Annotated in this window: 9 protein-coding genes; 3 read left to right on the top strand and 6 right to left on the bottom strand. The window is 34.4% G+C overall.

Annotated features, from left to right (window positions below):
• Window positions 1-37: 37 nt before the first annotated feature.
• On the bottom strand, window positions 38-2353 hold the full coding sequence (locus ACHRV0_RS20530; protein ID WP_395442287.1) for a TonB-dependent receptor: 2316 nt from the start codon (window positions 2351-2353) through the stop codon (window positions 38-40).
• Between the two features lie 290 nt (window positions 2354-2643).
• Between ACHRV0_RS20530 and ACHRV0_RS20525 the strand changes: the two genes are divergently transcribed.
• The gene (locus ACHRV0_RS20525) at window positions 2644-5013 is read left to right on the top strand and encodes a TonB-dependent receptor domain-containing protein (RefSeq protein WP_395442286.1); all 2370 of its coding nucleotides are present in this window, start codon (window positions 2644-2646) and stop codon (window positions 5011-5013) included.
• Window positions 5014-5034: 21 nt separating this feature from the next.
• Window positions 5035-6249, top strand: coding sequence for a hypothetical protein (locus tag ACHRV0_RS20520; protein ID WP_395442285.1), 1215 nt, complete (start codon window positions 5035-5037; stop codon window positions 6247-6249).
• 151 nt (window positions 6250-6400) lie between these two features.
• Here the strand turns inward: ACHRV0_RS20520 and ACHRV0_RS20515 are convergent, their stop codons facing one another.
• Window positions 6401-6613, bottom strand: coding sequence for a hypothetical protein (locus ACHRV0_RS20515; protein ID WP_395442284.1), 213 nt, complete (start codon window positions 6611-6613; stop codon window positions 6401-6403).
• Window positions 6614-7097: 484 nt separating this feature from the next.
• Here ACHRV0_RS20515 and ACHRV0_RS20510 point away from each other — a divergent pair, with 484 nt between their 5' ends.
• The gene (locus ACHRV0_RS20510) at window positions 7098-10697 is read left to right on the top strand and encodes a heparin lyase I family protein (protein WP_395442283.1); all 3600 of its coding nucleotides are present in this window, start codon (window positions 7098-7100) and stop codon (window positions 10695-10697) included.
• 179 nt (window positions 10698-10876) lie between these two features.
• Here ACHRV0_RS20510 and ACHRV0_RS20505 read toward each other — a convergent pair whose 3' ends face one another.
• The 4 genes from ACHRV0_RS20505 to ACHRV0_RS20490 all read right to left on the bottom strand — a co-directional run bounded on the left by ACHRV0_RS20505 (window position 10877) and on the right by ACHRV0_RS20490 (window position 20603).
• Window positions 10877-12883: a glycosyl hydrolase family 95 catalytic domain-containing protein gene (locus ACHRV0_RS20505; RefSeq protein ID WP_395442282.1), complete on the bottom strand. Its 2007-nt coding sequence runs from the start codon at window positions 12881-12883 to the stop codon at window positions 10877-10879.
• A gap of 126 nt (window positions 12884-13009) precedes the next feature.
• Entirely contained in the window at window positions 13010-15136 is a 2127-nt protein-coding gene (locus tag ACHRV0_RS20500; protein WP_395442280.1) for a glycoside hydrolase family 97 protein, read from the bottom strand.
• 410 nt (window positions 15137-15546) lie between these two features.
• Complete coding sequence (locus tag ACHRV0_RS20495; protein ID WP_395442279.1) at window positions 15547-17046, bottom strand: SusD/RagB family nutrient-binding outer membrane lipoprotein; 1500 nt, start codon at window positions 17044-17046, stop codon at window positions 15547-15549.
• 2 nt (window positions 17047-17048) lie between these two features.
• Window positions 17049-20603 carry a SusC/RagA family TonB-linked outer membrane protein gene (locus tag ACHRV0_RS20490; RefSeq protein ID WP_395442278.1) on the bottom strand — a complete coding sequence of 1185 codons (3555 nt, stop codon included), beginning with the start codon at window positions 20601-20603 and terminating at the stop codon, window positions 17049-17051.
• Window positions 20604-20613: the final 10 nt, after the last annotated feature.

Here is a 20613-nt window from a genome sequence, read left to right as displayed (position 1 = left end):
CGAACCAAAGTTTATGAGAATGTTTTTTCTAAAAATTTTAAAATTTATAACGCAAATTTAAGCTGGTTGTCATACCATTCCCCATTACATAATCTGCATTTACAGCACGGTATTGGCTCAAAGTTGAATAATAACTGTTGTTTAATAAATTTTCTACTCCTAAGCTCACTGACCAATTTTTATTAAAGGAATAATTTCCTGAAAAATTAACCACATTCACCGTTGAAATAGGTCCTTCGCTATTACTGTATCTTCCGTTGGTATTTGGTTCAAAACGATCTCGACAACCCGTATTTACCCAAGACAATTGTAAATACCAGTCAGAAGTAGGCTTATAAGTAATATATGCTGTTGCTTTAGGTGGAGCAATACGGGATCCGTTTAAGTAAACAGTTCTTCCATCATCAAATTCTGCTTCACCTTCAACGTACGAATAACTTCCTCCAAGATTCAATTTATCAGAAAATCTATAATCCAATGTTACTTCATATCCGCGAATCTTTTCAGGCTCACGTTGTGCAACCAAACGACCATCAACTTCAATTAAATTAGCACCTAATTTTGAAGTACTAATGTAATACGCTGCCGTTAAATTAAAGTTGTGAAACTTACTAGAAAAACCAGCTTCATAATTATTGGTAATAATTGGATCAGTTTCTAAATTTGCTATAGTACTTTCCTCTGCGCTTCGTAAAATTCTGCCCAATTCATTTATCGCAAATGCCTGAGAAAAACTTACAAATGGATTAAAGATTTCATACTTATTAAAACGAAGACCAGCATTGAACATTGTAGCATTATATGGAATTTCGCCTCCCTCTACAAAAATACTTCCTTGGTTTCCTGGCCCGGAAGCTATTGTATTAAAATCTTTAACACGCACGGTTGCATTTTCATAACGCAATCCTCCTTTAAAAATTAAGTTTTCTAAAACGTCTACTTTTAATTGTGCATAAGGAGCAATATTTAGCATGTCCATTTTCGGGATATAAACACGTCCATCTACTAAATCCTGAAAAGTAACATCATTTAACACGTCAATACCATATGTAACTTCAGACGGCATCGAAGCTATAGTAAAAGGTGTATTCAAATTTATACGGGTTCCAATTTTATTGGAATTAATCATGGTCTGCCCTGGCCCATACCAAGCTGTTCCAGACGCAACATAACGGTTCATGGATTGAAAAGAATTTAAATAAGCTGACACATCTAATTGTGTATTACTAAATAAATTATTTTTCGAAAAAGTAAACATGAAATTGTGATTGAACGGGGTTCCTGCATTTTCTCCCGGTTCTGTACCTCTCACACCAATTGTAGGTGTCTGACCATATACGCCGGCCTGGCTAATATATTTTGCGTTTTGAGTACTGCTGAAAAAATTGTAGACTACATTAAAACTAGTGTGATCATCCATGTCATATCCTAATTTTACAAAAGCGTTAGACTGAGATGAATTTGATAAACCATCCGTTTGTCCGAGTGGTTTTCCATCAGCATCTCTTTGAAGTCCTGTATAATCAAAAGCTCCTCCAATAACATAACTAAACTTGTTCTTCCTGCCATTAAAAAACTGCGAAACGCGATAGCCAAAAGTTTCTTTACTATGAAGGGGATTAAAAGTGGTTCCTACTGTTGTTATCCCTTGAAAACTATCAACCAGCGGGCTTTTTTTTGTAATATAATTAATGATACCTCCTCCTGAACCGTTGCCATAAATTGAGGTTGCTCCCTTAATAACCTCAACACGTTCAATTGCATTGGCGTCAACGACACGTATATCACGTGCACCGTTCATCAAAGGTGTCGATTGCGGAATTCCATCAATTAAAACCAAAACTTGTCGACCTCTTAAAGTTTGACCTGAGTTTGTAGCCTTATTTGTAGAGGTGCCTAAACCTGGAATAACATTTCCTAAAATAGAAGATAAATTAGTATTAATACTGCTTTGTACTTGTATTTCTTTTTGGCTCATGATGGTTATTGAGGAAGGAACTGTAGCAATATTTTCTTGCTTTCTACCGGCCGTAACAACAACTTCCTGCAGTTCATTATCACTTTTTAAAACAATCGAAATTACATTTTTTTCTTCCAGATTAGAAAAAATATACGAAAGCGGCTGATATTCAGGAACAGAAATTAAAACTGTTTTGTTTTGTATTTCATGAACTAAAATTGAAACTTCACCTGACTTATTTGTTGTTCCGATAATTTTATTACCTGAAGAAACTGAGGCACTTGCAATGGCGCTTTTGGATTCATTTTCAACTTTTAATCGAAGTGATTGCGCATTTAAATTAACGGTTAGAAAAACTAAAATAATGGCGAAAACGGAGAGCTTTAAATTCATTTTTAAGGTATTCAAAAAAATATTATGGAGTTATTTTTATTTAGATTAATTCTTTACAAAAATAAACATTCTTAAGTATTACGCAAATAGTTAAACATTGTTAAGCACATATTTCTCTGTTTTGCTCCACTATCTGAAGGTTTTATCTCAAATAAAACACAAAAAATCAAACCGTTAAATATCAATCTAATTAAATTTTAATCTATTTCAGCAATTAATAGATAATTTTAATATTTTTGCACTTTTTATTTATTCTAAATAAATATAGTATATAATTATAAGTAAATTTCATGAAGCTCAAAATAGTATTGCTCTTTATTCTCTCGTCGACGTTTTTAATAGCACAAAACAAAATCTCTGGTAAAGTAAATGATGAACAAGGAACCCCATTAGAGGGCGTTAACATTCAGCTTTTAGGTACAGAAATAAATGCAAAAACAAATACTGCTGGTTTTTATCAGATAGAAAATCTGGCAAATGGCAGGTATACAATTGAAATTACTTTAGATGGGTATCTCTCAAAAAAACATACTGTTAATCTAGAGAATTCACTAAATAATTCTATTACTATAACATTAGAAAAAGTTGATAAAACATCAAAAGAAGCAGAAAAATTAAATGATGTAGTCGTAAAGGGTAAATCTGAAAAGCAAAAAAAAGAGCAGACAGCACAAGCCATTTCTGTAATAGAAATGAAGGAAGCTAAGTTCAAAACTACAGATTTAGGAGAAGTGCTCGCACAAACACAAGGTATCAGCGTTAGACGCAGTGGCGGTCTTGGGTCCAGAACAAGTTTTTCGATGAATGGACTAACTGGAAATCAAATCCGATTTTTCTTAGAAGGCATTCCGTTGGAATATCATGGTTATACTTTCGGAATTTCAACAGTTCCGGTAAATTTAATTGATCGCGTAGATGTTTATAAAGGCGTCGTTCCTATTGAATTTGGTGCTGATGCTCTTGGCGGTGCTGTCAATTTAATTACGCCAAAAATAAAGTCTGGTTTCAGCGGCTCTTTTTCAGCTCAGGCGGGATCTTTTGGAACTTATAGAACATCACTAATACTTACTAATTATAATAAGAAGACTGGCTTTTTTATAAAAGGAAGCGGGTTTTATGATACTTCTCAAAACGACTATAAAGTAGATGTTGATGTAGCTGATAATGCGGGTAAGATAAAAAAAGTAACGGTCCCTAGATTTCATGATGCGTACGATGGCTTTGGAGTGCAGTTAATAACAGGTGTAAAAGACAGAATCTGGGCAAAGGAATTGAGTATCGAAGGATTTTATACAGATTACACAAAAGAAATTCAGCATAATCAATTAATGGTTGGAGTTCCCTACGGAGAAGTTATGACTTATCGAAAATCGGCTGGATCTGTTCTTACCTATCGCAATGACTTTGGCGAAAATTTTAAACTCGATATTATATCAGGATATAATTACAGGGAACGTCAATTTACAGATGTATCTGATTTTGTATACAATTGGTATGGTGAGCGTATTGAGGGTTCTGCAGGAAATGTGAGTGGAGAGATTTCAGAATCTACTGGTCCAAGTGATACTTATACTTGGAATAATGATGTTTTTTCACGTCTGAAAGCTTCATGGAAAATTAATAATAAATATGCTGTAAGTTTTACTTCGGCACCAACCTATTCGAAACAAACTGGAGACGACAGACTTATTAATGGTTATGATCCTGCCAGCGCTGTAAGAGAATTGTTTACATGGATCAATGGCGCAGATTTTAAAATAAATGCATTTGATGAAAAATTAGAGAATCTTTTGTTTGTTAAGAACTATTTACAGCAAGTTAATTCTGAAGAGAAAATACCTTCTAATAATTCAGTAATAAAAGAAAACAGAAGTGCAAACTATTTTGGTCTTGGAAATGGATTTCGTTTTAAATTCAATGAACAATTTTCTACCAGACTAACGTATGAATATGCTACTCGTCTGCCTCAGACAGATGAATTGTTTGGAGATGGTCAATTTATACAAGGCAACATGAATTTAAAACCTGAACGCAGTCATAACGCTAATTTTGAACTTTTTTTCAAGTCTAAAACAAATTATGAAAGAAGCAGCTGGCAAGTTCAAACCAATGTTTTTTTAAGAAAGATAGATAATCAAATTTTATTTGTTCCAAGTGTAGATCGCAATAATATTTATCAGAATGTATTTGCGGCAACTTCTAAAGGAATTGAAGTTTCGGGCAGCTGGACTTCTAAAAATGGGAACCTTTCGTTTCACGCAAATAGCACTTACCAACACTTTTATAATGACTCAAACGAAGGGATATTTGCTGCTTATAAAGGAGACAGAGTACCTAATCAGCCCTATTTTTTTGCTAACGGGGGCGCAAATTATTCTTTTAACAACATCATTGGCAAGTCAGATAAATTATCTCTTTTTCTTGATGCGAGATATCTATATGAATTTTTTAGAAGCTGGGAAAGCGCTTCAACAAATCCGTTTGTTATCCCAAGTCAGCAAATTTTTGATTTTGGAACGACTTATCACAATAGCTTAAATGGACTTAAATATGCCATAACAGCTGAAATACAAAATTTAAGTAATGAAAAAAACTATGATTTTTTTGGCGTGCAAAAGCCGGGAAGATCATTTAATATCAAATTAGTAACTCAATTTTAATTAATTATACAACCAATAAGTATGAAAACAAATCGATTTTTTATAAAACATGCCGCATTAGCACTAATGTCTTTGACATTTGCATTAACATCATGCAGTTCAGATGAATCTAAAAAAGATGAAGGTCAAGGCAATAACCCTGCTGTTATTGCATCAGTTCGTGTAAATACTCCTGGAGGAAGAGTTTTCTATTTAGGAGCATACGATAAATTTCCTTCAACTCTTGATTATAAAACAATGACAGAGATTGGTCCGGGTGCTACAATTTACTCTTATGGTGAACATCCATATGTTTGGAATGGTACGGCTTCAACTTTAACCAAATACAATGTAAGTAATGATATGAAAATTTCTGCTTCAGATGCTTTAAGTCTTACAGGTACAGGTGTCAGCGGTACTTTTGGGCCTCCTGCTTTTGTATCTGAAACAGAAGCTTATTTTTTCGCCTTAAATGATGGAAAAATTATTAAATTCAACCCAACAACTATGGCTATAACAGAAACGATAGCGGTTACTCCATTACCTTTAAGCAACGATGCAGCTGTTAAAACATCTACTTACATGAGTTATGTTACTTCTGCAAAAAAAATCATTTTGCCAGTAGCCGCAACTCCTACTGATTTTAATAAGTTTCCACAATACGCTCAAATTGCAGTTTTTGATATCGCATCAAAAGCGGTTACTTATGTTAAGGACACACGTATGTCAATGGGATATGATACGTTTGCTAAAGGAAATGATGGTACTTTATACTACAGACCTTCGCGTGCTACATCGCTGTCATTAGATTACAGTACTGTAAAAGGTGCTCCTCCAGCTGGTGGAATGTTAAAGGTAAATCCTAACGGGACTTTTGACCCTAACTTTTTTGTAGATTTAAAAGCGCCTCTAAATGCACATTCAGTAAATGTAGTAGCTTATGTTCACGGAGATAAAGCTCTTGCGCAATATCTAGACAATACGTTTACTCCTCCAGCAAAACCTGCTGACTGGTATAATGCTCCTACAAAGTTTGCGCTTGTAGATTTAAAAACATTAAAAGTTGAGCCTTTTACGTCTTTTGAAAAATATGGTACAGTTTATAGTGTAGGTACAATTGATGGTGTAGAATACTATGGTAATATTACTGCTCCTGATGGTAAATTCAGCCTTTTGAAACAAAAAGGAGCTGCTGATTTTGAAGCAGTTTCTGAAGCGCTTGGCGGTAGTGTAATATTTGTTGGGAAATTAAGATAATCATTAGAGAAATTTCATTTTTAGGATATAAGTATTCTTCTAATTTTGAAATTTAAGTATCTGATTATTCCCAATAAAAAAGCCTGTAAACAATAAGTTTACAGGCTTTTTTTATTGAAATGATTACATTAACTACTTAGTACATTCAATTTTAACACCATTTTTTATCATAACATTCTATTGGCTTTCCCTTGAACTTTTTGGTGAGCTCAAAATACTCTTTTGAACAATTATATTGTATATAATTAGGCACAATAATTTCTTCTGTAAGCACAACTCCTTTGTCATTAATTATACTGTATTTATTGTCGGTACCATTTTTATTTAACAAAAAATAATAAGTAGCAAAGTGTTTTATTATCATCTGCTTTCTTTGTAATTAAAAGCAGACTGCTGTGGTTTCAAATGCAAATCCTGCTGATTAAAAAATGCCATTAAAGAATATCCACAACCGTGAAATTCTACTCCTGCAATTTGATAAAAAAGAACATTTGTACAAAATCAAAACATTTATAGCTGAATTTGAAATACCGTTTTCATCATCAAGTTTAACTTAGCTTTATAAAAGTGCTCATCAAAACTAAATATTGCTGTAAACTATTACCTCACGAAAAAAGAAATTCTAATCCTTACTTACTGCTTCGGCTTAGTAAAAATTATTTCTTCTTTAAAAAATGCTGTTAGTATTTATACTGTTCGGAAATAAAAAAAAACATAACACTGCCAAAATAAAAAAAATGAAAATTAATACGCATCTACTATAAAAACCACAAGCTTTTTTTTAACTGGCTGATACATTCCATATAAAAAATTGCTGATTTACTAACTCAACCAAAAACCGTTTAATTATGAAAAAAAGTTTACTTGCTTTACTTTGTGTCTTTTCTTTATTAGAAGCAAAAGCACAAGATTCTAGTTGGGTATATAACTTTGGGGTTACCGCCTCAGGTCCATATACATCTACAACTTATAGTTCTACTTATTTGCCTGCACCAATGGCTGGCGGCGGCAATGCCAGCGTAAAAGCTTCATCGGCTGCTGAAGGTGCTGTTGAACTCACCTCTTCTAATTTTGCGGGAGGTACAGGAGCCGAACTTAAAATAAATGGCGGTACTACTGTAACGGGTGCCAAATTTGCTCTAGCTCCTTTTACAGCTTCTAACGTTGCTGCTTTTGAATGTAAAATCAATATCAGCTCAGGAACTAATGGCAGATTCTTATTGTATTTTGGTAATGGCAGTAATTTTAACAATAGCAGCGGAATAAGTTTACCGCAAACATTTGCTGCCTTGAGATTATCTCCTGCAGCAACTACTGTTAACCTCGATTGGCTCTCATCGGCTGCAAGTCCAAATTATACAACAACCGGGCTTTCTCAGACAACAATTAACAAAAACCAAGTTTATGTTCTGAAGTTTTATATGAACAACAGTAACAGCACCGCATCCTACGTAACTGGAAGTGGTTCAAGCATGATAACGCATAACCTTCTAGCGGGTACTTATGATATATGGATTGATACTATAAAAGTGCTTACTAATGCGGATCCTGGCACAGGTTTGCTTCCACAGGGAACTAACATCAGCGGAATGAATTTACTGAATGTGGGCGCAGGATCGTCGGCTCCTATATTGTATATTGATGATATCAGTTATTCTAATTTTTTAACTGCTGCACCTCCAACGCCTCCTGCAACTATTACCAATACACTTGTTAATGTTGATTACGAAAGTGGTACAGTAAACTCTGGTATTCCAAATTTAACGACAACTCATGCCACCGCTTCTGACGCAGAATACTTAGTAAGTCCTGGTCGTACTGGCAATTATGCTATTGCTCATCGTGTAACGATAGGAGACGATGGTTATTTTTCTGATAACCATTGGCGCAGCGAAGCAGCTACTGCTCAAATGTTTGCTGACGGCAAATACTACTCTGGAGATGAACGTCGTTTTGAAGTTAGTCTGCAACTGAAAGATTGGGAACCTTATACATCGGGTATGGCTCAAAGCGGGGATATTATTTTTCAAGGCAAACAAAGTGGAGGCGAAAACCCTGCTTGGTATCTAAGTGCGAAACGTAATAGTATTACTTTCCGTATACCCAATGATAATATTGAGCCATCTATTATAGGCGATTTTCGTCCATACATCAATCAATGGATCGATTTTAGAATTGACGCAAAAATGACAACTGATGCGACTGGATACTATAAGGTTTATTACAGGTTACCAGGTCAAACGGATTATACTTTGGCTTGGCAGGTGAGTAATTTTAGAACTTTCAATCAGGATGTTCCCGAGACTAACCCTTCTGGATACTTAAAATGGGGATTATACCGCCCTGGGCAGTCTATTACTACTGATCCACCCAATGTAGCAACACGTATTATTTATCATGATGATATAAAGATTTTTGAACTTAATAATAACAGTGCACCAATACAAATTTGGGGTAATACTTTTACCAGTACTCCTGTTGACTTTACGGCGCCTATTACTACAGGAAATACTACGAATCCTAATATCGCCAGCGATGGAAATGCAACGCCCAATTTTTATTATGGTACTAGTGGCGGACTTAATACCGCAGGTCAAATTGGCGGTCGTGTTTTACTAAATGGATGGACTAATAAAACAACTGCTTCAGATCCTGCTACTGCTCTTAATCTTAATCAATATTTTGAGTTTAAGGTGCAGCCTAATAATGGTTACAAAATTGATTTTTCTAACCTTAAATTTACAGCGAGAAAAGGAAATGCAGCTGATCCAAGTACATACGTTATGAGATCCAGCGCAGATGGTTTTACAAGCGACATTACAGCACCTCAATCTTTTACTGGAACTGCTGCTACATTGCTTACCTATGACTTAAGTCCTTTATCGAATATTAAAACTCCAATCACACTTCGTTTATACTGGTACGGCTCTAACAAAACTTCTGGAAATCCTTTAGTTGGCATTGATGATTTTTCGTTCAATGGTCAGGTTAAGCCGACATTTTATATTCCTGCAAAGTCCGATATTGTCACGAGTACTAATACAGGCGTATCTACATACACCGTTCAAGCGAATGAATTTGATATAACAGCATTGAACAACTGCAATACTATTACTTATAACTATTTACTTACTGGTGCAACTTCAGCCACTGGCAGCGGTTCATTAGCAAATAAAATTTTTAATAAAGGGAATACGACCGTTACTTGGACAGCAACCGATGGATGCAACAGTAGTTCAACCTCTTTTATGATTACGGTTAATGATACAGAAAAGCCAATCTTCACTGTACCTAATGCAATAACGGTGAGCAATGATGAAAATCAATGTGGTGCGGCATTAGTATTAACACAGCCAATGGTTACTGATAATTGTTCTGTAGCAAGTATTACCAATAATGCACCAGCCATATTTCCTCACGGTACAACAACTGTAGTTTGGACTGCTGTCGATGAAAATGGTAATACAGCTACAACTACACAAACCGTTACTGTAATTGATACAAAAGCTCCAACAGTAAATTCAATTGCTTCTGTTGCTCTTTGTTATGAGTCAAACGGTAACTATACTATTCCATCAGCAACAGCATCCGATAATTGTACTATTAATACTGTTACTTACGAAATTACAGGTGCAACTACAAGAAGCGGAAGCGGATTGAATGCCAGCGGAAATTTTAACGTAGGGACATCTCATATAATATGGACAGTTACTGATAACGCAGGAAATAGCAGTACAAATACAACAACTGTAACTATTAACAGCGCGCTCTCAGCTAATATTTCTGATGTTTATGCTGTAAATCCTGGTGGAAATGCTAATACAATTTATTTAGGATATGGTCCTTCTTCATTAACACTTACTGCCGCAGCTTCAAACGGAACAGCTCCTTTTACTTATTTATGGAGTAATGGAGCAACAACAAACAGTATTTCAATAAATCCTTCGACAGCAGGAATTCACGATTACAGTTTAACTATTACTGATGCACTAGCCTGCCAAGTCACTGTAACAAAACAAATACTAGTAACTGATATTCGTTGTGCCGACAAAAAAGTAACAGTATGTCATACCAATAATAAAAGCCTTTGTATTTCGACTAATGCTGTTTCGGCTCATTTAGCACATGGCTGTTCTCTTGGTTCATGCGAAAACACTTCTACTTTAAGTACTTCTTCTTTTAAAATTGCAGAAGAGCAAATCGATGATTTTATGGTAAGCGGATCGCCAAATCCAACAAAAACCGAATTCCAAATAAACATCACGGGAGGAGACAACAAACAAAACATTGTTATTAATGTTTTTGATCTTTTAGGAAGAAAAATAGATACTCTAAAATCAAGTTACGCATCAGCCATAGCGTTAAGAAGTAATCTAAGTCCGGGAACATATCTTGTAGAAATACGCAATGGAAATAATGCTAAAACAATGAAGCTTGTAAAACAATAAGTTAAGGACTAAATCGTAAACTTTATAAAAAGAAAGCCATTCGATTAAATTAAGAAAGGGATAATAGATGTACTAATTTAATACATCCGTTATCCCTTTCTTCTTCCAAAAAACAAAAACAAAACTAAATCTCGATGCTGCTAAATCAAAGAAAATTGCGACACCAATCTTAGTCTTACTTATTTTATTACGATCGTTTTATTCTCAGTTCCAATACCAATTATCTTTAAAGATTTCCATTTTTCAGGAAGTAAGCCTTTGTTGAATTTCAATCCATTATCTGTTTGTTCAACACCTCCAAAACCGTAAATAACAGCTTGCAGCATTGCTCCTGCTCCGGTAGCAAAATATGGATTGTTACTATTAGCCGATTCTGAGAACACTCCGAATGGCGGACGACTGTTAGGTAAATACGATTTTACAAAATATTCATATGCCTTCTTTCTATCTCCTAAACGTGAATACAGAACGGAGAACACGCCAAAAGTCATTGCAGGCCCATCTTTTAAATCAACTTTTGCAGCGTAGTACTCTAAATCTGCTTTAATTTGTTTTTCATCATTTACAACATGCAATGGATACGCTAACAAATTCACGTCAGCTTGTTTTGTTGCTTGACCTTTGTATCCTTTATAATTTTGGGTAATTCCATTTTCATTATGAATTTTTAGTTTATTTGAAATTTCAACCCACTTTGGATTAATCGACTCATTCAATATCTCAGCAGCTTTTATGGTATTTTTTAATGATTCAATCGCAGCTCCATTTGTAAAAGCATTATCATCAACATTTAAAGCATATTCATCAGCTCCAACCACATTCAAAATCGAATAACTATCATCTGCATTTTTGACCACTCTGCTAACCCAAAAATCTGCGGTTTCTTTTATTACATTCCATTCTTCACGTAACCATTTTTTGTCTTGGGTCAGGGTATAATAATTCCAAAAAGCAATAGAAACATCTGCAGTAATATGTTGTTCAAAAATACCCATTGAAGCACTTGTTGGTGTAGCTTCTTCGCCAGTATCATCAGATTCCCAAGGATACATTGCTCCTCTGTAACCATAAATAAAGGCTTTCAATTTTGCTTTCTGCAATCGATCAGATCTGTAGTCTAAACACGATTTTGCCAATTCTGGCTGTAATGCTAAAAGCGATGGGTACATCCAAAGTTCTGTGTCCCAAAAAATATGTCCGTTGTATCCTTGAGATGATAATCCCATAGGCGAAATACTTTGTCTGCTTCCTTCGCGAATAAAAGAATATAAGTTATACAAGGCAAACCTAACTCTTTGCTGTGCATCTAAATCTCCTTCTATTTGAATATCTCCTGTCTCCCATAAATCAGCCCATGCTTTTTTATGTTTTGCAAGTAAATTATCTATTCCCTCTGAAAAAGCATAAATAGCTTGGCGTTCTGCTTCGTTTACTGGATCTAAAATATCTTTAGAATTACAAATCCCTCCAGCAACTACAAAACGATATTTTTTTCCTTTTTGTATTTTTCTTGAAAAACCTGCTTCCGATCCATTTTGTGACACTACTTCTGCGTTGCCATCAAAAAGAAAAGTAGTAGAAGCTGAAACCATCCATTTACCAGTATTTGTCTGAGCAATAGTTCTAAAAAGAGGTATTCCGTAGTTCTTTTTCTTCATCACTCTAAACTCGCTTTTGACTGTCTTCATCTCTTCTGGAACATTCATATAGTTTGATGCACTAATTTCAATATCACGCATCGGAACAATCTCAACAACTGCCATTGCTGAATAAGGCAATACTCTATTAGCCAAAATGGTATACTTAATTTGGGCTAAATCTTTAAATTGAAACGAAGTGGTACTTGTTCCCTCTTTCATTGAAACTTGTTGACTCCAATGATCGATATTAGTACCATCGACCATTTGATTATCAATTGATAAATGCAGATTTAAAAACTCAATTCCTCTTACCACTTTACTAATTCCGTTTTTAGGATTAGGCTCGTAAACGCCATTTAGGATGATTTCTTTTGTTTTTAGAGGTGTATCATCAGTAACAATTCCGATCTTGCCATTTGCCATTGCAACTCCAAAATAATTTTCCCTCGAATTCGCAATCAAATTCCATTCGTCTCCTTTTGTTTGTGCAGAAACAACAAAATTCACCAATAATAATACCGTCAAAAATTTTATATTCAAATTCATATTCTTGATTTTTAATTTATAGTTAACCTAGTATACTGAATGTAATTTACTAATTACTTTCTATTTAAATTTTAGATTAAATTCTAATTAATGGTTAAAAGAACTTCTAAAATCCTAAACTGCTTTTTACTTTTTATCTTCAATTATGCTTATCGCATAACCGCCGCCAGATGCACTTAATTGAGAAAGTTTTGATTTATTTGTTACTGTTATTTTTCGAATAGTGTAAGCTTGGGGATTGGTTTTGTAATTCGCATCCTTTCCATCGGCATAAATAGTAGCCGTGTATTTTTTTCCTTTTTCTAAAAAAGCAAAACTAATATTTGAAGTTCGAGGCTCAATTCCATTTACATTCCCTACAAACCAGTTATTGGTACCTTTGGCTTTACGGGCAACTGTAATATATTGACCCGGTTCTGCTTCTAAATAATTGCTTTCACTCCAATCTACTGCGACATCTTTAATAAACTGAAAAGCATCAGAAAATCTATTATAATTTTCAGGTAAATCAGCAGCCATTTGCAAGGGACTGTAAATAGTTACATATAATGCGAGTTGATTTGAGAGTGTACAGTTAGCGTGCGATTTATTGCGCGGATTAATTTTACTTATATCCATTTCAAAAATTCCTGGAGTATAATCCATTGGTCCGCCAATTAATCGGGTAAAAGGTATTATTGTTACATGATTTGGTTTTGATCCGCCAAAAGCCTCACACTCTCCTCCTCTTGCCGATTCGTTTCCAATTAAATTAGGATAAGTTCTGCAAATACCTGTTGGTCTCACCGCTTCATGCGCATTAACCATGATTTTGTATTCTGCCGCTTTTTCTACAGCATATTGATAATGATTTACAATCCATTGATTATAATGGTTTTCTCCTCTTGGAAGAATACTGCCTACATAACCGCTCTTTACAGCATCGTACCCATTATCTTTCATAAATTGATAGGCTTTGTCCATATGACGCTCATAGTTACGAACAGATCCAGATGTTTCATGATGCATCATCATTTTTATTCCTTTTGATTTTGCATATTCATGTATTCCTTTTACATCAAAATTAGGATAGGGAGTTACAAAATCAAAAACGTAATCTTTCGAGCGGCCCAACCAGTCTTCCCAGCCTTCATTCCAGCCTTCGACTAAAACGGCATCAAAACCATTTGTTGCAGCAAAATCAATATATTTCTTAACATTCTCATTGTTTGCAGCGTGTCTTCCGTTTGGTTTTACTTTTGAATAATCTGTAATACCCAGTTGTACAGAGGGTAATTCATCTGTATATCTCCATGAACTTTTCCCAGTAATCATTTCCCACCAAACACCAACATATTTAATAGGTTTAATCCAGGAAGTATCTTCTATTTTACAAGGTTCATTTAAATTCAAAGTCATTTTTGAAGCTAAAATTTCTCTGGCATCATCACTCACAATAATGGTACGCCAAGGCGAATTTGCAGGGGCTTGCATATATCCTTTATCACCATTTGCATCTGGAGTTAACCAAGATTCAAATACCATATTTTTGTCATCCAAATTCAAGTGCATGCAAGAATAATTAATTAATGCAGCTTCGTGTAAATTGATATACAAACCTTCGTTTGTTTTTAGCATCAGCGACGTTTGTACTCCGGTTAAAGAAAAAGGAGGCTGAGATAAATTTCTGTTTTTTGCTTTTAGAAAAAGCCCTCTGATTTCAGATAACTTAGAAGTGGTATAATCATATTCTTGAGTATCGTAATCGCCCGGCATCCAAAAAGCGGTATGATCTCCAGTCATTGCAAATTGTGTTCTTTCTTCTTTTATAACAAAATAGGTCAGATTTTTTTGGGATGGAAATTCATAACGAAAACCTAAACCATCATTAAACAATCGAAAACGGATAACTATTTGTCTACTCGTTTCATTTTGAATTAATGTTACCGCAAGTTCATTATATTGATTTCGGATTGATGATACTTCTCCCCAAACTGGCTGCCAAGTTTCATCAAATGAAGAAGTCTTTTTATCCATTATCGTAAAATCATTCAATAATGATTTTTTGATGTTTTTATCTTCTTTAAGTTCAATCCCTAGTTTACTTGGCTTTACAACTGTTTTCCCTTTGTATGCTAAATTGTAAGTTGGGGTTCCGTCATTTTGTAATGCAAACTCCAAAATGAAATTTCCGTTAGGAGATTTTAATTGTTGCGAATTAGTAATTTGGAATCCTATAATAAAAAACAGAACTGTGTAAAGTATGTTTTTCATATTGTTTTATTTGAATTAACCTGTTGGGTACAATTACTTCTAACACATAGAAACATAGATTTTATAGTCGAAAATTAGGCGTTTCACTTTTTTTAAAACACACATAGCTGCGCTATGCGAAAGAAACGTGTTTCTTTTTGTCTCCTTTTTTAGGTATAAAATCTATGTTTCTATATGTTGAATTATTTTTTTGCAATTACACCCAACGGGTTTGAATTAGTATTTTTTTTTTTTGGATAGTTTTCTAGAAATGGTTTTATACGGCAAAAAATAATAACCCCAATTACAAAAAATAAATGGGGTTATTTTTTTAAACAAAAACCAAACTTTTTGTCTTTTAGAATCTCAATTTGAATTCGTATTCAATCTTCGATTATCAAATTAACTAAGAAAACATAATCTTATCAGGACTAAAATTTATCCCAAAATATTTTAGTGTTCATCAAGTCACCACCAATATCACTAGCTGCTTTGATATAATTGGTTTCATTTTTTGTCTGCTCCGCACTTGGATAAAGATAACGTACAGGAACAGTCAAAATACCTCTATTTACAGCTGCTTTAGGTGATTTTAAAATTGGAAAATCTAATCTTCTATACGATGTCCAAGCTTCAAATCCTCTGTTATAAAGTGCAAACCAAGCTTGATTACCAATTTTTTCTTTAAAAGTTGCTCCACTTTGACTATTTGTATACGCTACTTTAGGACTTGCAAGGTAAGTTGTGATAGCGTTCGCCGCTACTCCCCAATCTAACATTGAAGCGGTTATTGCCGCATCGTAATATGTTTTAGCTTTCGCAGAGCCTCCTGGAATTAAATTTTTCTCAGCTGCTTCTGCCAATAAAAATTGCAATTCAGAATAATCAAATAAAGTACCTGGAAATACTGGATTGTTTAACGTTGCCGTTATGTGTGAATAGGTTGAAAAAACATTGGCCTCGCCATAAGTACCGCCTATAAAAGTACGTCCTGCCGGAAGCGCAGGTGCTGGTGCTGTTGCATTTACAAAATACTTTGTCATTCTTGGGTCACCTCCAGGAACTACAGCATCCATTGCAGCAACAAAAGGTTCAGCTGGAATAAAATCGTTTCTATTACTGGTTACTAATGTATTGTATAATGGATTTTGATTTCCGGTAGTGGTTAAATAATTTAATTTGGTATTATCTGCATTACTTGCCAATGGACCAGATGCAAGAGCTGACTGAACTGTTGTCGCAGCAAAAGCAGGATCAACATCTGAAATATTTACGGCTAATTTAATAATTAATGAATTAGCAAATTTTGCCCATTTTGCAGTACTTGCCGCATTTCCGCCATAAACAATATCTGCACTTCCAAAGTTAGCATTAGCCGAATTTGCTTTCAGTATGGCAGCATCTTCTATTAATCTTGCTATAAGATCTTTATAAATAGTTTTAGCATCATCATAGGCTGGTAAAGGAAAATTCTTAATATCAAGAGCCTGAGAATAAGGCACATTTCCAAAAGTATCTACCAGCATACTGTAGCTGTAAACTTCTAAAACATCAATAAGTGCTAATTTATTCTGCTTTACAGCAATATCAGCTGCTGCGGCTGAAGTTGGTGTATTTTCAATCATTGTTTTTGCAGCAGAAAAGTCTCTTAGCACATCTCTGTAAAATACTGTGAAACGCGCATCTGGAATATCTGGAATAACATATTGACTTGTTGAAGGAATTGTAGTTGATGCCCATTGCTGTGAAAACAATCTAAAAACCTGACTAGTTGTAACTATCTGATCAACTAATGCTTTTTGAGCACCAGTAAACAAATATTCTGGTTGTGTACTGCTTGGCTTTTTAGGATCAGTATTCATATCTGTAATATCTGAGCTGCACGAAAAAGATATGCTTACAATAGATAGTAATAAAAGTATTTTTTTCATCATTAAAATTTTAAAGTAAGGTTAAAACCAATGTTTCTAGTTGAAGGAAGTGAACCTCCAGAATAACCTGAAGATAAATTACCTGCACTAACTCCACTCTCTGGATCTGCATCAGGAAGATTTTTGCTGATTATCCATAAATTAGATCCAATTAATGAAACTCTTAAATCAGTCAATTTCATTTTAGATACAAACTGTGATGGGAATGTATAGCTAAGGCTTACTTCTCTTAATTTAACATAACTTGCATCGTATATATACGCTTTTTCTGGATTGGCTTTATACCCGTAAATACTTCCTGCAACTTCTGGACGAGGCGTTCTGGTTGTATTTGGCGTGCCATCTTTATTTACTCCAGGAAGAATAAGTCCGCCTCCATTTGCAAGTGTATTTCTAATAGGATTTCCTAATTCGTTGTATCCTGCCGTCGATTCATATAAACCTGTATGCTGACCGTATGCTTGATCTAGAGAGTAAAGATCACCTCCGTGCTGCACATCGATTAAGAAACCAAACGAAACTTGTTTGTAAGTAAATTTATTACGAAGTCCACCAATCCAATCAGGAGTAATATTTCCAATTACATTGTTTGTTGTAGTTGTCATTACATAAAGACCATTCTCTGTAACTTTTTGTCCATCTGCTGCATACACATAGTCTTTACCCACTATATCTCCATAAGGATGACCTACTTTTGCAACTATACCTATTCCCTGAAATCCTCCTATTGAAAGCGTTTCAATTCCAGGTGCTAATGATACAAGTGTATTCTCGTTTTTAGACCAATTTAAAAATACATCCCAACTAAAATCTTTTGTTTGTATTGGAGTCACATTAAATTGTACTTCAATCCCTTTATTTTCAACTGATCCTGCGTTTACATATCTAGAAGAGTTACCAGTTGCAGTAGAATAATCTACAGGAAATATTTGGTCATTACTCAAACTTTTGTAAACACTTACATCAAATCCAACTCTTTTGCGGAAAAACTGCATTTCTAGACCAAGTTCTTCAGATGCCGTTTTTACAGGTCGTAAATCAGGATTACTGCTTCTGTTTGGTATTGAATAAATTTGATTTGAACCAAATGGATTAAACTTATCGTAAACATCATTTAACGAATACAAATCAATATTTCCTTGTGGATTTTCAGCATAACTTGCTCTCAGTTTTCCGAAAGACAACCAATCTGCGTTGATATGATTTGTAAAAACATAACTCGCCGAAGTAGAGAATGTATTTAATGAATTATTGCCTTTTGGTAAAGTAGAAAATGCATCATTTCGAACAGTTCCTTCTAAGTATAAGAAATCTTTGTATCCTAAAGAAACTGAAGCGTAAGAACTATTTACTGCTGAATTATTTTCTGTTTCTAATGGAAACGGAGATGGGTTTACTGAATTTGATAATGCAAAAATATCTGGAATTATAAGTCCTCCATCTGTTGAAGCAAGAGTTGAATTTGTTTTTGTTCTTAAAGTATTTAACCCTGCTAAAGCATTAACAGAAAAGTCTTCTCCAATTTTTTTATTAAAAGTTAGGATAAACTGATAGTTTTGCTCAGAAAACGAACCAACATATTTTTGATATCCTGAAGGAACATTTGCTCTGCTTAAACCAAATGATCCATTAATAGATCCTGTAGCTTTTCTTTCTTCACGTAACTCTGAGTAACTATCGATACTCGCTTTTCCAGAAGCTGATAACCAATCTGTAAATTTATAATCCAATTGACCGTAACCAATAAAACGGTTTCTCTCATCGGATTGGTAATTTTTATATCGAGTAAAATATGGATTATCCATCGTTTTAGGAGCGGTGTTTCCATTAGCAGGATCTCCCATTAGCCAAGATATATTTTGTCCTCCTGAATTTTCAAAAACCTCTTTTTGCGATTTAAGATCTGCATTGGTACCCCACCATTGACGAAACCAACCTGTAATGTTATCTCCTGTATATCCAGAACTATTTCTACCAACGGTACTTTGCGTCATGTAATTTGCAAAAACACTAGTAGATAATTTATCTGTAAACTTGTGATTTAACTTGATACTTGCATTGTTTTTCTTTAATTCACTATTGGGTAAAATACCAGTCTCTTTAAAATTATTGTAATTTAAAATAAAGTTGGTTTTATCATTAGCGTCTTCAAGTGATATTGAATTATTGAATGTTGTAGCGGTTTGAAAAAAGGTAATAGGTCCATTTTTAGCAGCTTGCCATGGTGATTTCTGTCCGTATTTTGAAGAATATGGGCTGTATGATTCCCATGTATAAACAGAAAGATTTGGATCAAAAGCCACACCATAAGAAGCATCATCGGTTGTGGTTACCACTTGATTACCATTTTTATCTATCGTAAAAAAGGCTCCTGTTGGTCCTACTGGTATTCCTTTTGGATTACCTGCCGCATCATAACTAGGACCATAACCTTGCCCGTATTTGTTTTGGTAAACAGGAAAAGTTTTTTTATCGACAGAGCCTACGCTAAATTCACTTGAAATAGTTATTCCCATTCCTTTAGTCGCTTTACCTTTTTTAGTGCTGATCATAATAACACCATTACCCGCCTGCCATCCATACAAAGCCGCAGCCGCTGCTCCTTTTAAAACGTTTATCGACTCGATATCATCAGGATTAATATCCATCGCTGCATTACCATAGTCATAAGTATTTCTTGCTCCTTGCGAAGCTGTACTTGAATTTACCGTTGAATTGTTAATAGGAATACCATCAATTACAATAAGCATTTGATTATTTCCTGTAAGGCTTTTTACTCCTCTTGAGATTACATTTGTAGAACCCCCAAAATTTGTATTTTTTCTAATATATACTCCGGCAGCTTTTCCAGAAAGATCATTAAGAAAGTTCCCGCTTGCAATACCAGCTGTTAAATCGGTTCCTTTAACTTCTTGCGAAGCATAACCTAAGGCTTTTTTCTCTCTCTTTATTCCTAATGCCGTTACCACAATATTATCAAGCTGAGTGGTATTTTCCTTTAATTGCACATTTACAATTACTGAGCTGGCTGGTTTTTCTTGCGATACCATTCCGATATAGCTAAATTCTAATATGGCATTATTATTTGCTACTTCGATAACAAATTTACCATTAAAGTCAGTTTGCGTACTGTTCTTAGTTCCTTTTTCAGTAACATTAGCCCCGGGTATAGGTATTCCGGCAATATCTGTAACTGTTCCTGTTATTTTAATTTTTTGCAAAACTGAAGTAACATTCTTAGGCTTTTCCTTAATAATTACGGTATTATTTTTACCTATTACAATATCAATGTCAGCATTTGCAAGACTTTGTTTTAAAAGATCATTGGTTTTTATAGTTCCTTTTTTTAAAGTTACCATAGGAAGTCCTTTAAAAATCCCTTCTTCATAAAAGAACTTATAATCAGTTTGCTCCATAATCAAGTCGAAAACTTCATCGATAGACATTTTTTTATTTTCTTTCACTTCAATTTTTGATTGTTGTGACAAAACATTTTCAGGAGTCAGGGCAAAAAGTGTTGTGCAAAATAAGAAGATGAATGTTCGCATAATATTCATTAATAGCCCC

The organism is Flavobacterium sp. FlaQc-30 (assembly GCF_044005885.1).
Taxonomy (GTDB): Bacteria; Bacteroidota; Bacteroidia; order Flavobacteriales; family Flavobacteriaceae; genus Flavobacterium.
This window is presented reverse-complemented; position numbering and strand designations above follow the sequence as displayed.